The following is a 20771-nucleotide window of genomic DNA, read 5'->3' as shown; positions in this document are numbered from 1 at the left end:
GTGGCTGCGGCCGGATCTCACTCCGTTTCCGCGTTCGGCGCCTGACGGGATGGCGTGTCCGCTCCCGCGGGCATCACAGAGCCTGTAACGAGCGAATCTTTCGTAGATGGCAGTGCGTCAGAAGTACCTTCGTATCCGGCGCTTGTCAGCAGCAATGGCCCTTTGATCAGGCCGAACCATTTGTCGTGCGGCAGCATGCGTTCATGCAGTCCTGACCACATATCACGCGACGTAATGTGCTCAACGAAAGCCGACGTGGAAGGGGTTAGAAAGGCAATCATTAGCGTTGCAACAGCCAATGCAGTCGACTGCGCTGGATATCGCTTATCGACGATTTTCAATGCCGTACCGAACGAGTTCTTCAATCGATTCCCCATGAAATCGACCGAAAACATCTCATCCAGAACGAGGTGAACAATATACCCGGCCAGCATAAAGCCCGCGCCAAGCCAAGCCACTCCTTCGTGAAACCCTAACATGTAACGATAGAGAATAGCGGTCACGAAGCCCCAAAACACACCCGCCAGTATCGAGTGCCAAACGCCTCTGTGGATTGCAAAGTAGTGGAAGACGTTATGCACCCCATAGCGCACGAAAATCAGTGCGCCGAGCCAGAGTATCCAGAGTTCTGCAATTGAGTAGCGCGTCGCGCCAATAAACAACACACAGAAAGAAGCGAAAATCGCGATCCCCGAAAACAATATCCGGCTCGCTCGTGAATCTTTCAGGTCAATGTCGGGAAGCACGGACCCTGCGACCCCGGCAAGGGTGACGGCGATCAGGCTCGAATGGTCGATGACATTTGCGGCGAGCGTCAGGGTGGCAAGCGCACCCGATGCCACGGTGCCGACGGCGATATGGGTGGCATAGTTCGCCATGGGTCTCATCCTCGCGTAAAAATGCCAGCTTCTGCAATCCGTGCCGAGCGACGTCGCTCGCGCCAAACGCGCTTTGCGCCACTTCTCACTTTCGAGCAGATTCGCTTCGTTTTGGGGAGAGTGCGGACTGTTCTGTGCGTGATGGGGGCTGGATAACTCAATATGGCTGGCCCAATCGCCAAGGTAGCCTTAGATTCGCGTTGGAATAAGCTATCTGCGGAAGATAAGCCTCATGATGCTTCGCCTTGTCTCGCCTCTTGCCATCGTAGCCCTGGTAGGCATCCTGTCAGATGCGGCGCACGCCGATGCCCCTTATGTCGGCAAATGGGCCGCGGCAGACCTTTCCTGTAAGGACGAATCTATAGAACTTGAAGATCGTGCTCTGCACGGGCTGGAGAACATGTGCCGGTTCGTCAAAATCGATAGGAATGATGCGCGCCGCTACTCGGTTGACGCTACCTGCCAGGGCGAGGGACACCGAGAAGAACACCGTCGCTTTGTGATCGATGTGATAGATGCCAATGCGATCGTCATGACTTACGCAAACGGTCGGCCGATCCTGTACAGACGTTGTCCACGGTAGAACGCGCGCTACGCTTTAATCTATGCGACGCGGCGGTGAAGAGCCGTGTAATTGGCCAGTCGGCTCAAGAGAGCGTGTGCGAGTTCACATTCGCGATTGGCTTGCTGATTTGCTGAGTTCGCATCGATTTCCGGAAGCGTCTTCAGTGACATACGGGCGACGCGCCGTAGAAGTTGCTCTCCAACTCTCGCCCGGCGGTTCGAGAACCGAGAGATCAAGAAATCGAGACGTGCCTGCAGGGCCGCGATCTGTGGTGAAGCGTGCCCCGCGACTTGGAGAGGTGGGAGGACGTCTTCGGCAGCACTGACGAGCACGACCGTTGAAAACAGGTCGGCGGTCGCTTCGTTCAGGCGCTCAAGAACACGATCACATTCTTCGGCGGATAATGCGTCCGCATGCGTTGCGACGAGAACGCTAGAGCGACGGAAACGCGCCGGAAATTCCATGACCTTTCGACGTTCGGTTTCGGTCCAAGCGCGTGTCGCATTGGTGCACCAGATGAGAATGTCTGACTCATCAGCAAGGGCCGTCAGATCGCCCTTTGAAGGTGTGTCAATCAGGTCGAAGGATTTGAGCCTTGGTTCGGGCAATCCGACTTCGATCGCCTCCACATTGAAGTCTTCTAGATCGAGGACCGGATCGAGTGGATCGATCACGCGCCGATCGTCTGCTGTCAGCATGGCTACGCTAACAGAGGTTGCGTAATGCAAGCGCACGGGAATGGCCGTATTAGCTATGACGGCGGCAGGCAGTACGGAAGAGGCTATCAACCGGTTGGCAACAGACGTCTTGCCCGAATTGACCTCTCCCATAACGACCACACACGGAACACGGCGCAACGCGTCGGCCAACCGTTCCAATGCCAGGCGCGTGAAACTCAGGTCCGCTACATCACATACCGGCAACGACAATTGGCGGCGGGCTGCCTCAATCGATTGAATCGTGAGTTCAAGCCTTGCGGTCATGATTACTTACTCGCCGGTTCGGGAAGACGTGGCTGAGGCCGACCGCGCCAAGGAGGTCGCGATCTGCTCGAGTTGCCTATTCAGGGTTTCACATTGTGCCAAGCGGCTGCGTAGTCGTGCGATCTCGGAAGATTGGTGCGTCACGGTCTCTGTGTCGGCCGTGCCATCCACTGTCTTGGAGAGACTCTCGTGTGTGCGGCTTAGCTCCTGACGGCGCCGATGCAAAGCTTCGATGATGCTGTTGCAGACGCCGAAGGACCATCGCGTCATCATCGAGCTGAATGCCAGCAACTCGGTTTCGGCGCCGCTGACGAGTTCTTCGACAACGGCTTCGAATTCCGAACGGATGAGAGCTTCAACCTCAGCACCACGCTCTTCGGGCGTCGGGCGTTTTGAGAAAAAGGCGGCCCACCAGGAAACTTCGAGATCAACGGCGACGAACGTTGACAGTGAGGTCAACGTTGGCGTCGGCATCGTCAACTGGCTCCAGTCCGGCTCGCGGGGGGCACGCTCCCGTGGCGCAATCATGGACATGAGTTGACGCAGTTCTGGGGTTACGCGTGACTGCAAGTCAGAAATTCGCCGAGCGGACTTCTGAAACCCTTCGGTGAAAATTTCCGCCAAGCTCCGACGCAGCTCGATCGATTCACATTGCCACTCGCGCGGAGCACGCCCCCGGTAAAGCGTATCGATGAGTACATCGCGCTCTTCTGCGGCGTGCACGTCGACTTCGGCGAACAGACGGGAGCGCAGGTCACCGATCTCCTCAGCGACGATCTCGCCCATCTGATCTTCAATCGAACGCCCGGAGCGTTCGATGATTTCAGCGATTTCCTCAAGCTGATGCTGCTCCGCATCGATCTGGCGCATCTGCGTACCAGCACGCTCTGCCGTCGTAATCGCTGCGGAGTGCAGCCGCTCAAGATGCGTCAGCTCGCTAAGCGCGGAATTTTCGCTAGCACGTGCCAGCTCCACATAACACTGAGCTACTTGGCGCAGAACATGTGCGCAGTGGCTCGCGCCCATCATGTCGTTGATGGCGGAATAAATTGCCGGCATTCCTGAACAGACGAACTGCGCGTTCAGCAGATCGGTGCGCTGTGTTCCGTCCGCCGGAGCAGGCTTGAGCAGCTCCTCTCGCCGGATGAGACCGCGTTCGAGGAAATAGGAGAGCGACCGATGTTCAAAAGCGCGTTCGGTCGTCGGCGTGTCAGCCCGAAGCGCCGCTGTCGCCCAAAGCGCGCTGCCCGAAATGATAGGAATGTCGGAATCGGGGAATTCGCGTTCAATCCGCTTCCTCACAAACGCTGTGACATCAGCCAGATCAGCTGAAATCTCGGACAGATCATCGATGCGATTGATGAAGATGAGAATGCGCTCTTTATGCAGTCCGCGCAAAATCCGCAGCAACGCAACATCGGCTTCCGATAGCGGCTGTCGGGCCGTAAGCACGACGATGTAAAGGTCAGCGGCCTCTAGGCTGCGGCGCGTTATTTCATCGCGCAGCAGGAAGGGGTCGTTGGTGCCTGGCGTGTCGACCAACATCGCAGGAAATTCGAACGGACCGCCGTCGCAATGGATATCGGCAGAACACGTGATGTCAGAATATTTGCCGGGGAACAGGCCGCTATCATTGTCGACAGGCCCACGCGGCATATCGCCGGAACAAACATAGCCACGCATCAGACCAGCGTCGAACTCGGAGAAGCTGTGCGACTGACCGAGGAGGTTCGTGAATTCGTTACCAAGACGCTGGGCGGCGCGCTGTTTGAGCGCTACCACATGCTGACGCAGCAGATCAGGTTCGAATCCCGGAACAAGCCGTTCGGTCAATTCACGGAGAAGACCGCCGCCGTCCGCTATACGTTGCCACTCCTCTTCGGTGAAGAAGTTGAACTTGGCTGCGGGGTCACCATCCTGACGCCGGCGGAAATGCAAATTCGTAACCGCAGTCGTCCAAGGATTGACGTCTGTCGGCAGAAGCGCAGGTATCTGCGCGAATGCGTTCACAAAGGTGCTCTTGCCAGACTTGATCTGTCCGACCACTGCGATGCGGCAAACCTGCTTCTCGAGCAGCTTGGATGCTTCACTGACAAGCGTTTGACCCGCCGGTTCCACGATCGACTGCAAACGCTCTCCTGCTTCGAGAAGCTCGCGTCTCAGGCTTTCAAGGCGTTTACCGATGCCACCGTGGCGTCGCGGGTCATACATTGGAGCGTCGCTTTTCGCGTCGCCAGGAGCGGTCGCCAACTCAATCACGTGCGCGCTGTCCCCCATCGTCGATACTCCCCGCAATACTAGGTTGCCTCCCCCACTCGACGACGGCGAAGGATAGCTTTAATTGCGGCAGAAATGCATCTTGTCAAAGCGAATCATTAATCCGCGTTGCGCCGATTCGACTGCCATCAACACGAGCGGCGAACCTATGTCGGCAATCCAAATTCGCTAATAAAATTAACCGGTCCGGTTAACGGCAGAGAGAGTCCGCTCTTTTTGCATCACGGGCTCGGACCAACCGGTCGAACCCCACAGTGAGCAACGCTGGCTGCCCATCAATCTATTCTTTTTCGCTAAAGCTCTTATGCCGCAATGTCATCACGCGGAGTATTAATCGATTGCATGCGCGAGACGTTGGAAAGTGCGTCGACGGCTTGCTCGCTGGATGGGGTTTGGGAGCGGCGTAGAAGACGCACTCCTACCCCGCTCAATGGAGCTCTCACGCGCGCTTCCTCAAGCGTCAAGGCGTGGTACTGATCGCATTTAGGTGTTCTTGAGCCGTGTTCACTCCCAATTCCACGGCGCGTTCATACCAGCGCTTTGCTTCGGCGGCGTTGGGATTGGGAGCATCAGAAGAAAAGTGTCCGGCGTATTTTGGATCGTAGCTTGCACCCAGCAGCATCGCCGCAGATCCCGAACCATGACCTGCCGCTCGTTCCAACAATAGCCGCGCGCCTTGCAGACTTCCGTTGTCCAAGAAAACTTCAGCCTTGTCGATCAGATCTTGTGCGTCAGTCGCAGCGAAACTTCCATCGCCATCATCAGATCCTTCGAGGCCCACTGCGCGGCGTGCCTCTCCCGGTAATTCTACGGTCAAAATGCTACGCGTTAGGGTGTCGCCAAGCGGACCGCGCAGTTCGACATTTAGCTTCATCCGTCTTGCAAAACCGGGGGGCACAGTCAGCTTCAGGCCCGAAAGATAGCGTGCGGGAATCTGCCAAGTATCAAACAACAGCTCGATGCCATGTGAGAATTTGGTTCCGCGCTTCAATCCTGAAACGACAAGATAATAGCCCGTCAATTGGCTGGGATCCGCACCGACGGTGACCGGAAAATCGAGGGGCACACCCGGTTCAGCCTTCACGCTTGCCGGCGTTTCGAGTTTCAAGCTTTCAGGAGAGATCGGTGCCGATGGGGCAGTTGGCTGAGAGGCTCTTGGCGCGGGCGCCGACTGCAACGGCTGTGGTTCCTGCAAATTGGCAACCGGCGGTGTCTGTTCAGTTGCTTCCGGGCTGGGTGCCTGCACCTCAGGTTCGCTCTCTGTCTTGGTTTCGGGAGCAGAAGCAGCACTTTCAGGAATTGCTTCGTTTGCTGGGGCCGGGGCGGATGGCGTCAGGACGTATTCCGGAGACTTGGACGGCTCGCCCTCCGGCGCGATGCGGGCATCGCCGCTGAACCGGGCAACGTTTTGGCTCGTCGTTCCGTCATCCTGTGGAAGCTTGGATGGCGTCGTTGTGGCCTCTGGCGGCGTCGTTTGCTCAAGGGCCGCTGATGGCGCGGACGTGGGGCCCGCGCTGTCTCCACCATCCGTGTTGGATGCCGCCATATCTGTAGACTTACTGTCGAATGGCAAGCGGTCGAGGCCACCCATAAGCCACATCGTGACAGCTACGGTGGCCAAGGTTGAGACAATCGCGGCTGTGATCGCGGCTGCAACGACAGGGGCTCCAACCCTCTGACGATCCGCTGGTGCAGGTTCGCTTGGTGTTGGAACAGGTCTGGGGAATTCCGGAGCGACTGCAATTGAAGAGGCCGTCGCTCTTTGGACTATCTGGGCGGGATCTGAGACGGCCTCTCCATCCGAAAGCCCTGCTCGCCGTCTGCCAGCAGGCAATGACGAAAGATCGCGCACGCGCGAGGACGCATTTGTTCGTGTCTGCGCCCGCTCAGCCTTTTCCGCCTCGATCCGTTCAAGACGACGCAGCATGCGCTTGAGATCATCTGTACTGGACTTATCCGGCTTGTTCATACGTGCCGCCCCTCACCGTATCGGCCACGTGCGGCACAGGCCAACGCCATCCCGCGCGATCTACACTGCTAAGCATACACTCAAGGGTTGGCAAGCTCGTTCCCCCGATAATACGCTGCCCGGCAAACCGGCCGCGTGGCCTCTTCCAACCATGGCAAGATCTCGTCAATCCGTAGCGTTCGACGCAAATCGGACTGCGCTTAGCCCAGTATTGGGCGTGTCTCGCGCATTATTGTGGCTGAGGTTAAAAAAATACTCTCGACGCGTAGCGAAGAGGTCAAAAGCACTCTTGGCTCTTTACCGGATAGCGGGGCCGCAGTCAGGGGGTACGTTCCGCCCACAAATCGTACTCGTCGGCATGAGCAACACGCGCGGTTACGATATCGCCGGCAGCTACATCCGTATCACCGTTGAGAAAAACACTTCCGTCGATTTCTGGCGCATCCCACTTCGATCGGCCCAGCGCGCCTTCCTCGTCCACTTCATCGATCAGGACTTCGATCTCTTTGCCGACCTTCTTTGCCAAAAGTTTTCGGGATACTTCCTGCTGGACCGCCATAAAGCGGTGCCAACGTTCTTCCTTGACTTCATCCGGCACAGCACCAGGCAGATCATTGGCGATGGCTCCGGCGACAGGCTCATACCGGAAGCATCCTGCACGCGCGAGGCGTGCTTCACGGACCCAATCGAGCAGGAGCGAAAAATCTTCTTCCGTTTCACCGGGGAAGCCGACAATGAACGTCGAGCGTAGTGCTAGATCTGGGCACATATCTCGCCAGCGCGCGATACGCTCGAGCGTTTTCTCTTGATGTGCAGGACGGCGCATGGCCTTGAGCACCGATGGGGAGGCATGCTGGAAAGGGATGTCGAGATACGGAAGAATCAAGCCGTCCGCCATCATCGGGATTACCTCGTCGACATGCGGATAGGGATAGACGTAGTGCAGCCGGACCCAGGCTCCCAATTTTCCCAGTTCAGCGCAAAGATCATAAAAACGCGCCTTGACAGGCCTGCCTCTCAAATTGCTTTCAGCATACTTGATGTCCAGACCATAGGCTGAGGTGTCCTGGCTGATTACCAGGATCTCCTTAACCCCAGCGGCAACGAGACGCTCGGCTTCGGTCAGCACATGTGATGCGGGTCTACTCTTTAGATCGCCTCGAATGCCGGGAATGATGCAGAACGTACAGCGGTTGTTGCAGCCCTCGGAAATCTTCAAATAAGCATAGTGGCGCGGCGTCAGGCGCAATCCCTCAGGCGGCACAAGATCCAGGTAGGGATCATGCAGTGGCGGCACCGCCTCGTGCACAGCAGAAACGACAGCTTCGTATTGGTGAGGGCCGGTGATTGCGAGGACATCGGGGTACTCTGAGCGAATGCGATCCGCATCGTTCCCAAGGCAGCCTGTTACGATGACGCGGCCATTTTCATTTAAGGCTTCACCGATGGCCTCGAGGCTTTCAGCCTTAGCTGAGTCAAGGAACCCGCAGGTGTTGACCACCACTGCATCGGCCCCTTCATAATTTGGCGCGATGGCATATCCCTCAGACCGCAGTTTCGTGATGATACGCTCTGAGTCGACGAGAGCCTTCGGGCAGCCCAACGACACAAAACCAACCTTCGGTGGGTTTGCGAGCTTTTCAGGCATCGCGACAGTTTTAGCGGCAGGCGCCTCGTTCGTTGTCATAAAAATGTACCTTGGATCAACTTGTCTGGCGCGGCAGGCTGGTGCTTGCCTCACCGCTCATGTTCTTGCGGAATCCTGAGCTCGCGGCTGGACATGGCTGTAACGCAAATGCCCCGCCGATACAGCGTGACACCTCGGCACTCGGCCGAGGGGCTCGCCCGAGCCCGCGGTTGACGTTTTGCCGCTCCTTTTCCGCCTCAACAATGCGTGATTGTGGCCGATCTGGACGTTGCCCGCCGCAATTCTAAATCATGTTCACTACGTCCGATTTATCGAACTAATCCCCCTTCTGGAGGTCAGATGATCAAGTCCGCGCTCACCGCAGCAGCTCTCTCGCTTGCCGTCGTGGCTCTTATTGCGCCGGCGCACGCTCAAGTTCCAGCAGCAACGTACAAGCTCGACCCCACCCACGCCAGTGTCACGTGGAAGGTCAAACATATGGGGCTTTCAAACTATACGGCGCGGTTTACGAAAATTGACGCCACCCTTGAGTACAACCCCGACGACAAATCGAAGTCGAAAATCAGCGTGAGCATCGACCCAAAATCGATCAAGACCGACTATCCTTTCCCAGACAAGAAGGATTTCGACACCGAATTGTCGATGAGCGCGGATTGGTTCAACGCCGGCGAGTACGATTCAATCACTTTCAACTCCACCGGCGTCGAGATGACCAGCGATACAACTGCAAAGGTGACCGGCGATCTCACAATGCTCGGCATAACGAAGCCGGTCGTTCTGGATGTCTTGCTCAACGCCGCCATCGAACATCCCATGACGAAAAAGCCCGCGATCGGCTTTTCCGCGACTGGCATGGTCAAGCGTTCCGATTTCGGCATGCTCAAGTACATCCCTCTGGTCGGGGACGAGGTTCAGTTGCTGATCGAAACCGAGTTCCAGACTGAATAAAGCGAGGAACGCGATGGGTGCCGGTATGCGCGATCCCGGGCGGCAGCGATATAGTGCAGCGGCCATAGCCTTACATTGGGCGATTGCCGCTGCGATTTCGCTCCTATTGATCAGCGGTCTGTGGATGACGGACGCTATCGAGGTGCCGGATACTCGGGCCGACGCTTTTGCTGTTTATCAATGGCACAAGTCGCTCGGCCTGACTGTTCTGGTGCTTAGTTTCGCTCGTCTCGCATGGCGTTTGATAAATCCGCCCCCGGGACTTCCCGCTGAAATGGGACGGCTTGAACGGCTCGCAGCGCATACGACCCATGTCGTGTTTTACGTTCTTATGATCGGCATGCCGCTGCTCGGATGGGCCATGGTGTCGGCGAGTGTCTTTGGCCTCCCAACCATCGTGTTTGGCTTATTCGAATGGCCGCATATGCCGATGTTTGCCGAGCTTGAAAACAAGGCGCCGGTGGAAACAGCTCTTAAAAGAGCGCACAGCATCGGTGGCTATCTCATGATAGCGCTTCTCGTCCTGCACGTGTTGGCGGCTTTGAAACACCACTTTGTGGACCGCGATCACGTGCTGACGCGAATGCTGCCCTTTTTGCCGGCACGCCGCGTTCCAAACGAGGAAACTCAATGAACATTTTCAAACGCACAGCACGCGCGCTTGCGGCGTGCGTCGTTGCTGTCGCCGCAGCGCAATTTCCGGCAGCGCCCTCTTTCGCTGCACAAAACTGGGACGTCATCGACGATCAAAGCACCATCGGTTTTGCAGGCACGCACGCCGGGCGTCCGTTTACCGGAACGTTCCAATCATGGGAGGCTGATATCTCCTTTGACCCTTCAGACCTCGCATCCTCGCGGGCCGAGGTCACCGTGGATCTGGCTTCTGCTATCACTGGAGACGCCACTTACGACAAAACCTTGCCGACGACGGACTGGTTTAATGTCTCCCAGATAGCGCAGGCGAAATTCGTGACCACCGATATTTCGCAAGCGGCGGATGGACGCTCGTTCAACGCAGAAGGCTTGCTCTCCATCCGGGGCGTCGACGTCCCGGTCACCTTGACTTTCAACTTTATCGATCAAGGACAGGACGCCCGCCTTGAGGGCACTGCGTCACTGAAACGGCTCGATTTCGGGATCGGCAAGGGATCGGACGCCGATGGGGCCTGGGTGTCGCTCGATATCCCGGTTACGGTCAGCGTTATGCTGAAGCGCGCCGACTAATCTCTCGCTCTGTCTTTTCGCACCGGCACAAGGATTAGAGCTGCTGCCGTCAACCAGCCTTAGTTAGGCCGCAAATGACGAAGAGCACCACAGTGGGTTTGCGCCAACCGGCGCGACCGCTCGATAGCCCAACCGGGGAGGACAGCATGCCTGCCACGTCGACGATTTACCGTATCGCCCATGACCTGAGGAACCTGACGGCATGTGGGGTGGCAGCGCTCATTTGCAGTGCCATCGCAATCCCTGTTTCGGCGCAGCCCGCAAAGGTCGAGGTAGGAGTGCTGAATTGTCATGTCTCCGGCGGATCTGGTTTCATCTTCGGATCGACGAAACGTCTCGACTGCAGATTCCAACGTCCCGGCGCCGACGAACGTTACATCGGCAAGATCTCAAAATACGGGATTGATATCGGATCGACCACGCAGAGCACTATTGCCTGGGCCGTACTCGCCCCAACCAGCAAGGTCAATCGGGGCGCACTGTCAGGAAATTATGGTGGCGTCTCGGGAGAAGCGACCGTGGGTGTCGGCGTCGGTGCCAATGCGCTCATCGGTGGTTCGTCTCAGTCGATCGTGCTGCAACCGCTCAGCGTGCAAGCCCAACAAGGGCTCAACATCGCAGCGGGTATAGCCGCACTTGAATTGAGGCCAGCGCAGTAACTGCGTCAGAACCTCAGGACGCGGAACCATCGCATCACATCAAGGACACTCATGGCTGCCGCTGCGACATAGGTGAAGGCGGCGGCCCTTAGGATTTTACGCGCGGAGCCTAAATCTTCCTCGCGAACGTAACGTCCGGCTTTCAGGAGCGGCAACGCGCGAGAGAAACTAGCGTCGAACTCCACCGGCAGCGTTACGGCGTGCATGAGAATTGTGCTTCCGAGGATGAGCACGCCCGCCACCATCTGCATCAGCAAAAGAAACGGCGCCTTTGTCAGAATCATAACAACAGGCGCGGCCAGCATAACGATGGAGCCGATCCGTTCGACGGCTTGCGCCTGACGGGCCATCCGTGTGCGCGCAGCTAACGGGGCATATCCGGTGGCATCCTGCATCGCGTGGCCAACCTCATGAGCGGCGATGACCACAGCTGAAAGCGAGCGTCCGTTCAGACGCTGGGCCACAAGTCTTACAGTTTTCGTGGCGGGGTCGTAGTGGTCGCCATGGTTCGTGGGCTCCACCTTAACATGCGTGAGATTCATCCCATCGAGCAGATGGCGTGCAAATTCACCTCCTGTGCCGGGAAAATCGGACCGCTCATCGGAATGGGCTTCGATCACCCTTTGCACCCACAGCTGCGGCAGATAGGCAAGCGCGAAAACACCAGCGATAAGTACGAGAGCGATTACCAAGAGAGCCGTCCCCTTTGTCTGTTCAAGCGGGCCCGACCAACGGCGGGTTTCAGGCAGCTGATCTCCAGAACTTTACATTGCCGACAAGCAGCCGAAACGGCCCCTGCCTCACAGTGTATCGGGATGACTCGAAGCGAGCCAGCATGACAGGGAATGGGGATATTAAGCTATGTCAGACCAGGAGAACACGGCGTAGCCTCATCCATGGAGTTGGACGTGACGCCGGACTAAATGGCAAAACTCGTCGAAATCGCTGTCAGAGCAAGGATCAGTTGAACACATCCATCGCCGCCCCGTTAGGAAGAAGGGCACTCAGCTCCAGCCTCGATCCAGAGTGCGACCAGTTCGCCGAACTGTTTTTGTGTGCCCGGAACCGGAGCGCGGTCACCTCCAGGGTGCCAACCCCAGCCGACGAGGCTGTCTTCCGCCATATGCTTGTGGAGGGCCTTTAGATCCTTCCCGCCGTTCTGTTCCGGATCTTTGATTTGATGGCAGATCTCACCCAGCGTCTTGCCTTCCCAGGCCATGCTCTTGGGCGCGAGATGCCACGCCGGATCACCCGGCACACCCGCAGGTTCGACATTTCGCGACATGTGGCAGACCGTGCAGTACATGCCTGTAACGCCAAAGTTAGCTTCGCCGCGTTGTACGGGCGGTTCGTGCACTTTCATGGCTTCGCCTTGGAGAGGACTGTCGCCAACCGGATGGCAATTCACGCAACGAGGATGCTGCAGGACCTTGCCCATTTCCTCAAATATCGCCACGGCCCGTTCCTTAGCATTGGGAATGGCCTCGAATGTGGCTTTGTCTTTGAGCTCAGCGGCGCTTGCGCCGGCGGCCAGTATTGCTGTCGCGAATAATCCGCAAAGCGTCGGAACAGTAAACGGACGCATGTCAGACATTCTCCTGTCGCTTATGACTGCACATGGCGGGTAAACGGCAAATGTCTCACAGGTGTGCCGGTGAGTTTTCGCCACGCGTTAGCGACGGCCGGAGAAATGGGCGGCGTTCCCGGCTCACCCACCCCTGTCGGAGCTTCATCTGACTTGATGATGGTGACCTCGACGTCCGGCATCTCGTTGATGCGCAGAGAGCGATAGGTGTCGAAGTTGGTCTGAACGACACGCCCTTTGTCCAAGGTGATCTCGGCGTAGAGTGTATGCCCCAGACCGTACCCGATGCCCCCTTCCATCTGCGCACGGATCACATTGGGATTGACGGCAACACCGCAATCAACGGCGCACCAAACTTTGTGAACACGTGGAAGCTTGTCCTTTCCGACCGAGACTTCGGCGACCTGAGCGACATATGTGTTGAAAGACTTGTGCAAGGCAACGCCGCGTGCCCTGCCTTCAGGGACCGCGGCTCCCCACCCGGCCAGTTCGGCAACAGCCCGCAGCACGCCAGCATGACGGGGATTTTTCTCCCCAATAAGCTCCAGACGGCCTTCGACGGGATCTTTATTGGCCATCGCCAAGAGTTCATCGAGGAATGTCTCGACGACGTAGGCATTGTGTGTGTGACCAACGGAGCGCCACCAAAGCGGCGGGATAGCGAGTTTAGTCTGGTGCGTACTGATGCGAAGATTGCCGATTTGATATGGTATATCTTCGGAACCTTCGGCGACTGTTGGATCGATGCCATCCTTCATCTGCGCGGCGAACGGCGTACCTTCGATGATCGATTGGCCGACGATCACTTGGTCCCAAAGTGCGATGTTCCCGGCTTGGTCGACCGCGCCCTTCAATCGGTGAACGTAGAGCGGACGGTAGTATCCGGCGTGGAGATCATCCTCGCGTGTAAAGACGAGTTTTATAGGCTTTTTTCTGCCCAGCGCCTTCGCCGCTTCCGCCGCTTCCGAAGCCACATCCGCATTCGGTGTTGCGCGGCGACCAAAACTTCCACCCGCCATCATCGTGTTCAGCTTCAGTTCCTCTGGGCGACAACCGAGGATCTGAGCCGCTACCGCCTGATCGACGGTTTGCATCTGAGTGCCGGCCCACGCCTCACCACCCGACGCATCCGCCTCGATTAAAAAATCGAGGGGTTCCATTGGAGCTTGTGAGAGGAAGGGAAAGACGTACTCCGCTTGAAGCGTCTTAGCATTTTCAGGTAACGCCTTTTCCGCATCACCTTCTTTTCTCACGACGCGCCCGACCGTCGCGGCCTTCTTCTTATAGTCGGCAACGATCTCATCGGTAGATCGAGTCTCGGCCCCCGTCTCGTCCCACTCGATCTTCAACACATCTCGCGCGGTTTTTGCGGGCCAAAAGCCTTTTGCATAAACTGCGACGCCTTGCGGGATCTTCTTGACGTCAACGACGCCCTTGATCTTGCGGGCATCCGTATCGTCCACCGACTTCACCTTGGCGCCGAACAGCGGTGGCCGCGCAATGACGACCGTCAGCATATCAGGGCGCGTGGCGTCCATCGTGAATACCGCTTTACCCGTTGCTTTGTCCTGTGTGTCGAGCTTCGGCCGATCCGTGCCAATGAGTTTGAAGTCAGAGGGCGATTTCAGGCTAGGTTCAGCCGGGGGCGACCGTTTGGACGCGGCGTCCGCGAAGTCTCCGAACTTTCCTGTCTTGTTTGATACCTTGTGGGAGATGATGCCGGCTTCGATGGTGATCTCTTCCGCAGGGACCTGCCAGGTTTCAGCGGCGGCCGCGACAAGCATCGCGCGGGCGGCGGCGCCGGCCTTGCGCATTTGCTCGTAGGAATTGGCCATGGCGGTCGAACCGCCCGTGCCTTGAATGCCAAAAGCGAGATTTTTGTAAAGTGCCGTATTCGCAGGAGCCAGCTCTCCGCGCATTTGCGACCAGTCGGCATCCATCTCTTCAGCAACCAATGTCGTCAATCCCGTCAGGGGACCTTGGCCGAATTCTATATGTTTGACGAGAACGGTCACGGTGCTATCGGGTGCGACGCGCACGAACGCATTTGGTGCGAATGCAGTATCTGTAGCGCCTCCTTTGATGACGGCAGCAGCCCCCGATTGGGCGCGCGCACGCATCGGCAGGACCATTGCTAAAACCAAACCGGCGCCAGTTGCGGCGGCCCCACGCAAAACTGTTCGGCGATCGGCCTCGATCACGGATTTCAACATATTCTACGCCCTCCTCAGCCTTTGAGTTCAGCCGCAGCGTTCTTGATCGCCTGGCGAATGCGTACGTATGTGGCGCATCGGCAGATGTTCCCCGTCATGGCGCCGTCTATGTCTTCATCAGTGGGATCGGAAATGTCTCGAAGCAAGGCGACTGCGGACATGATCTGTCCGGATTGACAGTATCCGCACTGAGGGACGTCGATTTCCACCCAGGCCTTCTGAATGGCGCTTGCTTCCGGGCCTTCGACACCTTCAATCGTGGTTATATCGCTGCCGTTGATCAGTTCGACGGGCGTGACGCACGAACGCTGCGGCATACCATCAACGAATACGGTGCACGCTCCGCATTGAGCCACGCCACAGCCGAATTTGGTGCCCGTCAGTCCGAGTTCGTCGCGCAGGACCCACAATAACGGCGTATTAGGGTCGACATCGACCTCCCGCGGTTCTCCATTGACGTTGAATGTGATGGCCATGGGTCCCCTCCTTTGAGGTGGAGTTTAACTTTTGCGGAAATTGCGCCAATCCAGAGGATTGATGTGACCCTGAGCAAAAACAACCCTGACGACAACCATACAACGGAGCGAACGGTTCCATTCAGCAAGGATAGGTTTTCAGATGGTAACGGCTTAGGACGTCCTGGGAGTCAGTCGGATAGGGGCTACGATCAAACCTTGCGCGTCTTCCATTAGCATAGCCTCAACCCCATAGACGCGAGATAAATTTTCTGTGGTCACAACCTTAGACGCCGGCCCGTCCGCGACGATCTTGCCCTGTGAAATGAGGATGATGCGTTGGCACCAGCGCGCCGCCAGAGGGAGTTCATGGAGGGACGCGATGACAGTCCGTCCACTCTTCGCAATCGCCGCAAACGTCTCTACCAAGGCAATCTGATGTGCGGGATCAAGACCTGCTGCCGGCTCGTCAGCGATGATGATCGGTGTCTCTTGAGCCAACACGCGTGCCATGAGCACACGTGCCATCTCGCCGCCTGACAGCTCTGTGGCGCGGCGATGGGCAAGTGCCGTAATATCCATGCGCTCCATGGCGTCAGCAACAATTGCACCGTCGGCCATCGTCATTTTCGCGAAGGGACGGCAATGGGGAAGGCGGCCCAGAGCAACGATCTCCGTGACTGACACCGGCCAGGCAATATCACGGATCTGCGGGAGATAGGCGAGACTGCGCGCGCGGCCTTCTGCGCCTAGATCGGCGAGCGGCTTGCCGCCGAGGCGGATGGCCCCCTCATAAGGAATCTCTTGCGTGATCGTGCGTAGGAGTGTCGATTTACCCGCACCGTTAGGGCCGAGCAGGCCAACGAATTCACCACCCTCCATGTTGAGCGAAACGCGATCAAGCACTTTGCGGTCACCTAGCGTGACGGTGACATTGTCTAGGGAGAGACGGCTCATAAGAGGGTCCGCCGTGTCTTGATGATCAACCAAAGGAAGAACGGTGCGCCGACAAGTGCGGTCAATACGCCAAGCTTGAGATCGCTATCAGGAGCTATAAGGCGGACGGCGATGTCTGCGGTGAGCAGCAAGGCCGCGCCAGACAACGCGCTAGTCAAGAGCAAACGGCTTGGCCGGGAACCGACCAACGGCCGCATGAGATGTGGGACGACAAGGCCAACAAAACCGATCGCCCCGGAAACAGAAGTGGCAGCGCCCACGCTAATAGCCGTACCGAACACCACCAACGCTTGAACGCGATCAAGACGTATCCCGAGACTTTTCGCTGTCGCTTCGCCAAGGGTCAGAGCATCGAGGGACCGACCTAGGATGGCGATCATGCCCCAGCCGACAAGCATGAACGGTCCGGCAAGCCACACATGGCTCATCGAGCGATCCGCCAGGGAGCCAAGCATCCAATATACAATCTCAAGTGCCGCGAACGGATTCGGTGACAAATTGAGTGCGAGCGCCGTCATCGCACCAGCAAAACTTGTGACCGCTACACCTGCGAGGATTAAGCTTGCGGCGTCGCTCCTTCCTCCTGCCAACAAGCGCACAACCAAGACGGCCACGATGGCGGCTGATAGCGCAAGCACCGGCAAAGAGAGCGGCAGAACAATTACAAGACCGGTGTAGATCGCCAAGACGGCACCGAGGGAGGCGGACGCACTGATACCTAACAGACCCGGCTCTGCGAGCGGGTTCCGCAGATAGCCCTGAAGCGCGGCCCCCGTCAGCCCCAGACTCGCACCAACCATCACCCCCAATATGGCGCGTGGGAGGCGAATCTCGCGCATGACAAGTGTCACTGCGTCGGTAGAGCTTCCCGAAACCAGCGCTACGAGGCTATCGGTAAAGCCAATGGCGGCTGGGCCGGTCAACAACGATACTCCGAACAGGAGGATTACGAGTGCAGAGAGTATCGCGATGAGGGCTGGGTAGGGCATCGGCACGGTCATTGCCTCGTCGCACTCCGATCATGAATCGTGGTGACGGCGGCACGGGCAGCGGAAAGATCACGGATCAGATCAATCAAATGCGGTGTGGCGCAGATCCATCTGTTGGTTGCGGACATCGCTTTGGCCGAGGTCGCTTCGAGAGCACGCAGAGCCGGGTGGGCAAATACCTGCTGCGCGAGGGCTGGCGCTCCTTCCCAAGTGGTATCGGTCACGACCAAATCAGGTGCAGCCATGACGAGCTTCTCCAAGGGCAACTTAGCGGTGCCGCTTAAGCCGAATTGGACGGCTATGTTATCCAGGCCCGCGGCTTTCAGGACCTCATTGGCTAGCGTACCCACGCCAGATGTATAGCTATTGGCGTGGAACAGCGCCGCCGTTCGGCGGGGTCCCGGACGCTTTCGAAGCTGGGCGAGATCGGCATCAAACCGGGCGAGCAACTCGCGCGCTCGTTCGGGACGATGCAAAGCATCGCCCATTCGTTTGATATTGGCACGCATGTCGGAAAACGAATTTTCGAAGGGAAACTCGACAACTGGGAAACCCAGCCGCTCCAGCATCGCCACTGTGGTTCGTGTCGTCATGGCACCAACGAGTATGAGATCGGGCCGCATCAAGAAGACTTCTTCAGCCAGGCCATGGTTAGGCTTGTAGGCGCGCGCCTGCTTGGCCATCATCGACATGCTGGGATCGGAGGCCAAATTCGATACTGAGTAGAGCTGTCCCGGCGCCGCGATCATCATCGCGAGCTGGTCTGTACAGAGGTTCATGGAAATGACCCGACGAGGTGCCGTCGGGTCACGGTTATCGCTCTCAGCGGACGCTATTCCCGGGAGCGGGAAGGAAAGAGCTAGCAGCACACCGAGCGCCGCGTACCATGCGCTTAGCTGACGCAAGCGCATGGTTGCCCCCAAGCGTTCAGTCCGGCCAAAGGTCCATGCGCAAGCCGCCATAAATCGCCAGATCGGATGTGCCGTAGCCATAGGCGGTCTGATAGTCCTCGTCGAGCAGGTTTTCGCCGCGGATGTACGCTTCCATGCCAGGCCGGAATTCGTAAGACACCTTTGCATTCAGCAGCAGGTAATCATCGAGTGGCACGATGCCCAATCCGAAGATCTCATCCACGTTCTCCGTCACGTATTTCGCTGTGACATTGAGCTTAAGCTTATCCAGCGGCTGCGCATCGATGCCGAATGCAAAATTGTGACGTGGCACACGCGGTAGCGGAAGTCCATTCTCCCGCTCCGTCTCCGTAAACGTATAGGCCGCACTGATGGCCACGCGATCTGTCAGGAAGGCGCTCGCCGCAATCTCCACGCCGTTGCGATAAGTAACGCCCGGCACGTTCATATATCCGGTCGTATAGGCAATCAGGTTCTCGGTATCGAGTTCAAAATAGGTCACGCCCAGAGTGGCACGGCCATCGAAAAAGCCCTGCTCGATGCCCGCATCCCAGCTCACGCTTTCTTCCGGGTTTAGATCGGGATTAGCGCCAAATGGACCGTAGAGTTCATTCAGGCTGGGCGTGCGGAAGCCCGTTGAGTGGCTGGCACGAATTTTGGTGTCGGTCTCTGTGAAGAGATAAGCGGCCGTGAGCCGATGTGTATTGAAGTTGCCGAATTCGCTATGGTCATCAATGCGGCCGCCAAACGTGAGCGTCAAGTTGTCGATGGGTTCGACCATCAGCTGGGCGAAGGTGCCGAAGATGTTGGCCTCGTCGCGCTTTCCAGGAGCGTTAAAAGACTCCGCTCCGGTTTCCTCCCAGTCGGCGCCAGCAAGAAGCGAAAGAGACTCGTTAAAGCTGATGACGCCGTTGTACTCGGCCTTAACGCGGTCACCATTGTACCAAGTCACCGGGGCAAACACCGAGCTGCTCACATCATCGCGTTCGATCTTCATACCTTGCAGCGCGAAGGTATTTTTGAAGCGTCCTTCGAACAGCTCGATGTTGGTGCCGACCCGACCGGCGAACTGAGACGTCTTACCTTCCTCGATGGGGCTGTCGACCGGACCAGAGGCATCGTATTCGCCTTCTGCGTTAAAGGCGCGCGTTGCGAAGAAGACTGTGATGCCGTCAGCGACTTTCATTTCACCGCGGCCGGAAAATGTCAGATTATTGTAGCCGTCGTCCTCCGGCGCATTGTCCGCTGCGGAAAAGCCCTCGGTATCAATTCCCAAAAGGCTGAACGAGATATCTCCGCGATCTGTCGCATAGCCCGCGGTGGTCGCGCCGCGCCAAGTGTTGTAGGCGCCGTATTCAGCCGCAACCGATTGAGAATACCCCAGCTTCGTCGCGCGCCGCGTATCTATGGACACGACACCAGCTACGGCATCGCCACCGTAAAGCGTGCTTTGCGAACCTTTCAGGATTTCAATGCGTGCAAAATCGTCCACCAGAAGGTGCTCGAATCTTGCTGACGTCTGCGGTGCGGAGGGGTCGCTAATATCCATGCCGTCGATCAGAATTTTTACATAGTTCTGATTGGCGCCGCGCATCGTTATACCGGTGGTGGATCCCGCCGGACCATTGCGGGTGAAATTCACGCCGGGAACCGTCTCCAGGTAGTCCTGCAGAAACGGTCGCGACTGCTTTTCAAGATCCTCCTGCGTGATAAGAGAAACCGACGAACCAACAGCGGCTGCATCAGTCGGTGTACGGTTCGCGGAAAAAATGACGATTCCGGGCAGCATGATTTCGCCTTCTTGGGCGAGAGCCGCTTCACTGGCTAACGCTGGCAAAACGACTATCGCCGTAAGCGCCAACCAACTAGAACACTTGAGCGTATTGGCGCTTGTTGTTCCGCCTTTAAAACTCTTTCTCATCAACATCGTGACCACTCCGTTTCCCGCATTGGATCGGTGCGAAAAGCGGCAGAGCCAATCAATGAAATCGCGATCGAAAGTGGACTACGTCATCGGTATCCGGCTCTCGGCCGGCAACAAATATCTCGTCGTGCGTCGGTGCAATCAAAGCTCACGCCGCATTGTCGAGATTCACGCTAGTCGGACTTGCTCCGCAGAACCATTGCTCAACCCGTGCTTCTCTTCACATGGGTCGCCACAACGGACATCCGCTCCCAAGCGCGCCCCGCGCGAGGAATGGGCGACACGCCACTGGCAGGTCTCCTGGCTTGCAGCTCAGACGCATCAGGTCCTTCCTTCCCAGTTCTCCAAACACAGTGGAGAGCCCAGTGGATTGAGGATGACGCTCGCCGCTTACAGTTGCGGGGGCAGCCGCGGCTTATCGCAAATGTTTGCGAGACCGCGTTCCCTTTTCATTCAGTGGGCTTCAGCCCGCTGAACACCAATAGCGCAGGCAACAAATCAGTTGGCTGTAGGAGAGTCAATCTGCGCGAGGCCGCAACATGTGGAGTCTCGCTTCGAGACTGGCGGAAAGGGCACACGTCTGGCG

General features: G+C 57.5%; 18 protein-coding genes and 1 riboswitch. Of the genes, 5 read left to right on the top strand and 13 right to left on the bottom strand.

Features of this window, described 5'->3' with window-relative positions:
* Window positions 1–17 precede the first annotated feature (17 nt).
* Complete coding sequence (locus YBN1229_RS08750; protein WP_076605302.1) at window positions 18–878, bottom strand: metal-dependent hydrolase; 861 nt, start codon at window positions 876–878, stop codon at window positions 18–20.
* Window positions 879–1110: 232 nt separating this feature from the next.
* Between YBN1229_RS08750 and YBN1229_RS08745 the strand changes: the two genes are divergently transcribed.
* Window positions 1111–1461 carry a hypothetical protein gene (locus tag YBN1229_RS08745; RefSeq protein WP_046478024.1) on the top strand — a complete coding sequence of 117 codons (351 nt, stop codon included), beginning with the start codon at window positions 1111–1113 and terminating at the stop codon, window positions 1459–1461.
* 20 nt (window positions 1462–1481) lie between these two features.
* Here the strand turns inward: YBN1229_RS08745 and YBN1229_RS08740 are convergent, their stop codons facing one another.
* The 4 genes from YBN1229_RS08740 to rimO all read right to left on the bottom strand — a co-directional run bounded on the left by YBN1229_RS08740 (window position 1482) and on the right by rimO (window position 8320).
* Window positions 1482–2426 (bottom strand): dynamin family protein, encoded by a 945-nt coding sequence (locus tag YBN1229_RS08740; RefSeq protein ID WP_046478023.1) that lies wholly within the window; start codon window positions 2424–2426, stop codon window positions 1482–1484.
* A 6-nt stretch (window positions 2427–2432) separates the two neighbouring features.
* A complete protein-coding gene (locus YBN1229_RS08735) occupies window positions 2433–4703 on the bottom strand; it encodes a dynamin family protein (protein WP_052743801.1) in 2271 nt (756 codons plus the stop codon).
* Window positions 4704–5163: 460 nt separating this feature from the next.
* Window positions 5164–6672, bottom strand: a complete 1509-nt coding sequence (locus YBN1229_RS08730; RefSeq protein WP_052743800.1) for a hypothetical protein — start codon at window positions 6670–6672, stop codon at window positions 5164–5166.
* Window positions 6673–6991: 319 nt separating this feature from the next.
* Window positions 6992–8320, bottom strand: a complete 1329-nt coding sequence (gene rimO, locus YBN1229_RS08725; protein ID WP_046480167.1) for a 30S ribosomal protein S12 methylthiotransferase RimO — start codon at window positions 8318–8320, stop codon at window positions 6992–6994.
* Between the two features lie 339 nt (window positions 8321–8659).
* On the opposite strand from rimO, the gene YBN1229_RS08720 reads away from it, so the two are divergent.
* The 4 genes from YBN1229_RS08720 (at window position 8660) to YBN1229_RS08705 (ending at window position 11151) form a co-directional block, all read left to right on the top strand.
* On the top strand, window positions 8660–9268 hold the full coding sequence (locus tag YBN1229_RS08720) for a YceI family protein (RefSeq protein ID WP_046478022.1): 609 nt from the start codon (window positions 8660–8662) through the stop codon (window positions 9266–9268).
* A 13-nt stretch (window positions 9269–9281) separates the two neighbouring features.
* On the top strand, window positions 9282–9902 hold the full coding sequence (locus YBN1229_RS08715; protein WP_046478021.1) for a cytochrome b: 621 nt from the start codon (window positions 9282–9284) through the stop codon (window positions 9900–9902).
* Window positions 9899–10492: a YceI family protein gene (locus YBN1229_RS08710; protein WP_046478020.1), complete on the top strand. Its 594-nt coding sequence runs from the start codon at window positions 9899–9901 to the stop codon at window positions 10490–10492. The genes YBN1229_RS08715 and YBN1229_RS08710 overlap by 4 nt, the downstream gene beginning before the upstream one ends.
* 146 nt (window positions 10493–10638) lie before the next feature.
* The gene (locus tag YBN1229_RS08705) at window positions 10639–11151 is read left to right on the top strand and encodes a DUF992 domain-containing protein (RefSeq protein WP_052743799.1); all 513 of its coding nucleotides are present in this window, start codon (window positions 10639–10641) and stop codon (window positions 11149–11151) included.
* A gap of 5 nt (window positions 11152–11156) precedes the next feature.
* On the opposite strand, the gene YBN1229_RS08700 is transcribed toward YBN1229_RS08705, so the two are convergent.
* The 8 genes from YBN1229_RS08700 to YBN1229_RS08665 all read right to left on the bottom strand — a co-directional run bounded on the left by YBN1229_RS08700 (window position 11157) and on the right by YBN1229_RS08665 (window position 20188).
* The gene (locus tag YBN1229_RS08700) at window positions 11157–11843 is read right to left on the bottom strand and encodes a zinc metallopeptidase (RefSeq protein ID WP_046478019.1); all 687 of its coding nucleotides are present in this window, start codon (window positions 11841–11843) and stop codon (window positions 11157–11159) included.
* 296 nt (window positions 11844–12139) lie between these two features.
* Window positions 12140–12736 (bottom strand): hypothetical protein, encoded by a 597-nt coding sequence (locus YBN1229_RS08695; protein WP_046478018.1) that lies wholly within the window; start codon window positions 12734–12736, stop codon window positions 12140–12142.
* 20 nt (window positions 12737–12756) lie between these two features.
* Complete coding sequence (locus tag YBN1229_RS08690) at window positions 12757–14949, bottom strand: xanthine dehydrogenase family protein molybdopterin-binding subunit (RefSeq protein ID WP_046478017.1); 2193 nt, start codon at window positions 14947–14949, stop codon at window positions 12757–12759.
* A 14-nt stretch (window positions 14950–14963) separates the two neighbouring features.
* Window positions 14964–15425 carry a (2Fe-2S)-binding protein gene (locus YBN1229_RS08685; RefSeq protein WP_046478016.1) on the bottom strand — a complete coding sequence of 154 codons (462 nt, stop codon included), beginning with the start codon at window positions 15423–15425 and terminating at the stop codon, window positions 14964–14966.
* A gap of 153 nt (window positions 15426–15578) precedes the next feature.
* Entirely contained in the window at window positions 15579–16361 is a 783-nt protein-coding gene (locus YBN1229_RS08680; protein ID WP_046478015.1) for an ABC transporter ATP-binding protein, read from the bottom strand.
* A complete protein-coding gene (locus tag YBN1229_RS08675; protein ID WP_046478014.1) occupies window positions 16358–17362 on the bottom strand; it encodes a FecCD family ABC transporter permease in 1005 nt (334 codons plus the stop codon). The genes YBN1229_RS08680 and YBN1229_RS08675 overlap by 4 nt, the downstream gene beginning before the upstream one ends.
* Complete coding sequence (locus YBN1229_RS08670; RefSeq protein WP_046480165.1) at window positions 17359–18261, bottom strand: ABC transporter substrate-binding protein; 903 nt, start codon at window positions 18259–18261, stop codon at window positions 17359–17361. The genes YBN1229_RS08675 and YBN1229_RS08670 overlap by 4 nt, the downstream gene beginning before the upstream one ends.
* 16 nt (window positions 18262–18277) lie before the next feature.
* Window positions 18278–20188, bottom strand: a complete 1911-nt coding sequence (locus YBN1229_RS08665; protein WP_082101078.1) for a TonB-dependent receptor plug domain-containing protein — start codon at window positions 20186–20188, stop codon at window positions 18278–18280.
* Between the two features lie 270 nt (window positions 20189–20458).
* Window positions 20459–20683, bottom strand: a riboswitch (cobalamin riboswitch).
* Window positions 20684–20771: the final 88 nt, after the last annotated feature.

The sequence above is a fragment of the Candidatus Filomicrobium marinum genome (genome assembly GCF_000981545.1).
Taxonomy (GTDB): Bacteria; Pseudomonadota; Alphaproteobacteria; order Rhizobiales; family Hyphomicrobiaceae; genus Filomicrobium; species Filomicrobium insigne.
Note: the sequence above shows the minus strand (reverse complement) of the source record. Positions and strands in the feature narration are given on the sequence as shown.

What these genes read in the sequence shown, in the direction of transcription:
- YBN1229_RS08680 (WP_046478015.1), bottom strand. Translation starts at nt 16,361, where the DNA reads ATGAGCCGTCTCTCCCTAGACAATGTCACCGTCACGCTAGGTGACCGC.
- YBN1229_RS08740 (WP_046478023.1), bottom strand. Translation starts at nt 2,426, where the DNA reads ATGACCGCAAGGCTTGAACTCACGATTCAATCGATTGAGGCAGCCCGC.
- YBN1229_RS08695 (WP_046478018.1), bottom strand. Translation starts at nt 12,736, where the DNA reads ATGCGTCCGTTTACTGTTCCGACGCTTTGCGGATTATTCGCGACAGCA.
- YBN1229_RS08715 (WP_046478021.1), top strand. Translation starts at nt 9,282, where the DNA reads ATGGGTGCCGGTATGCGCGATCCCGGGCGGCAGCGATATAGTGCAGCG.
- YBN1229_RS08705 (WP_052743799.1), top strand. Translation starts at nt 10,639, where the DNA reads ATGCCTGCCACGTCGACGATTTACCGTATCGCCCATGACCTGAGGAAC.
- YBN1229_RS08670 (WP_046480165.1), bottom strand. Translation starts at nt 18,261, where the DNA reads ATGCGCTTGCGTCAGCTAAGCGCATGGTACGCGGCGCTCGGTGTGCTG.
- YBN1229_RS08730 (WP_052743800.1), bottom strand. Translation starts at nt 6,672, where the DNA reads ATGAACAAGCCGGATAAGTCCAGTACAGATGATCTCAAGCGCATGCTG.
- YBN1229_RS08735 (WP_052743801.1), bottom strand. Translation starts at nt 4,703, where the DNA reads ATGGGGGACAGCGCGCACGTGATTGAGTTGGCGACCGCTCCTGGCGAC.
- YBN1229_RS08690 (WP_046478017.1), bottom strand. Translation starts at nt 14,949, where the DNA reads ATGTTGAAATCCGTGATCGAGGCCGATCGCCGAACAGTTTTGCGTGGG.
- rimO (WP_046480167.1), bottom strand. Translation starts at nt 8,320, where the DNA reads ATGCCTGAAAAGCTCGCAAACCCACCGAAGGTTGGTTTTGTGTCGTTG.
- YBN1229_RS08685 (WP_046478016.1), bottom strand. Translation starts at nt 15,425, where the DNA reads ATGGCCATCACATTCAACGTCAATGGAGAACCGCGGGAGGTCGATGTC.
- YBN1229_RS08665 (WP_082101078.1), bottom strand. Translation starts at nt 20,188, where the DNA reads ATGTTGATGAGAAAGAGTTTTAAAGGCGGAACAACAAGCGCCAATACG.
- YBN1229_RS08710 (WP_046478020.1), top strand. Translation starts at nt 9,899, where the DNA reads ATGAACATTTTCAAACGCACAGCACGCGCGCTTGCGGCGTGCGTCGTT.
- YBN1229_RS08750 (WP_076605302.1), bottom strand. Translation starts at nt 878, where the DNA reads ATGGCGAACTATGCCACCCATATCGCCGTCGGCACCGTGGCATCGGGT.
- YBN1229_RS08675 (WP_046478014.1), bottom strand. Translation starts at nt 17,362, where the DNA reads ATGACCGTGCCGATGCCCTACCCAGCCCTCATCGCGATACTCTCTGCA.
- YBN1229_RS08720 (WP_046478022.1), top strand. Translation starts at nt 8,660, where the DNA reads ATGATCAAGTCCGCGCTCACCGCAGCAGCTCTCTCGCTTGCCGTCGTG.
- YBN1229_RS08745 (WP_046478024.1), top strand. Translation starts at nt 1,111, where the DNA reads ATGATGCTTCGCCTTGTCTCGCCTCTTGCCATCGTAGCCCTGGTAGGC.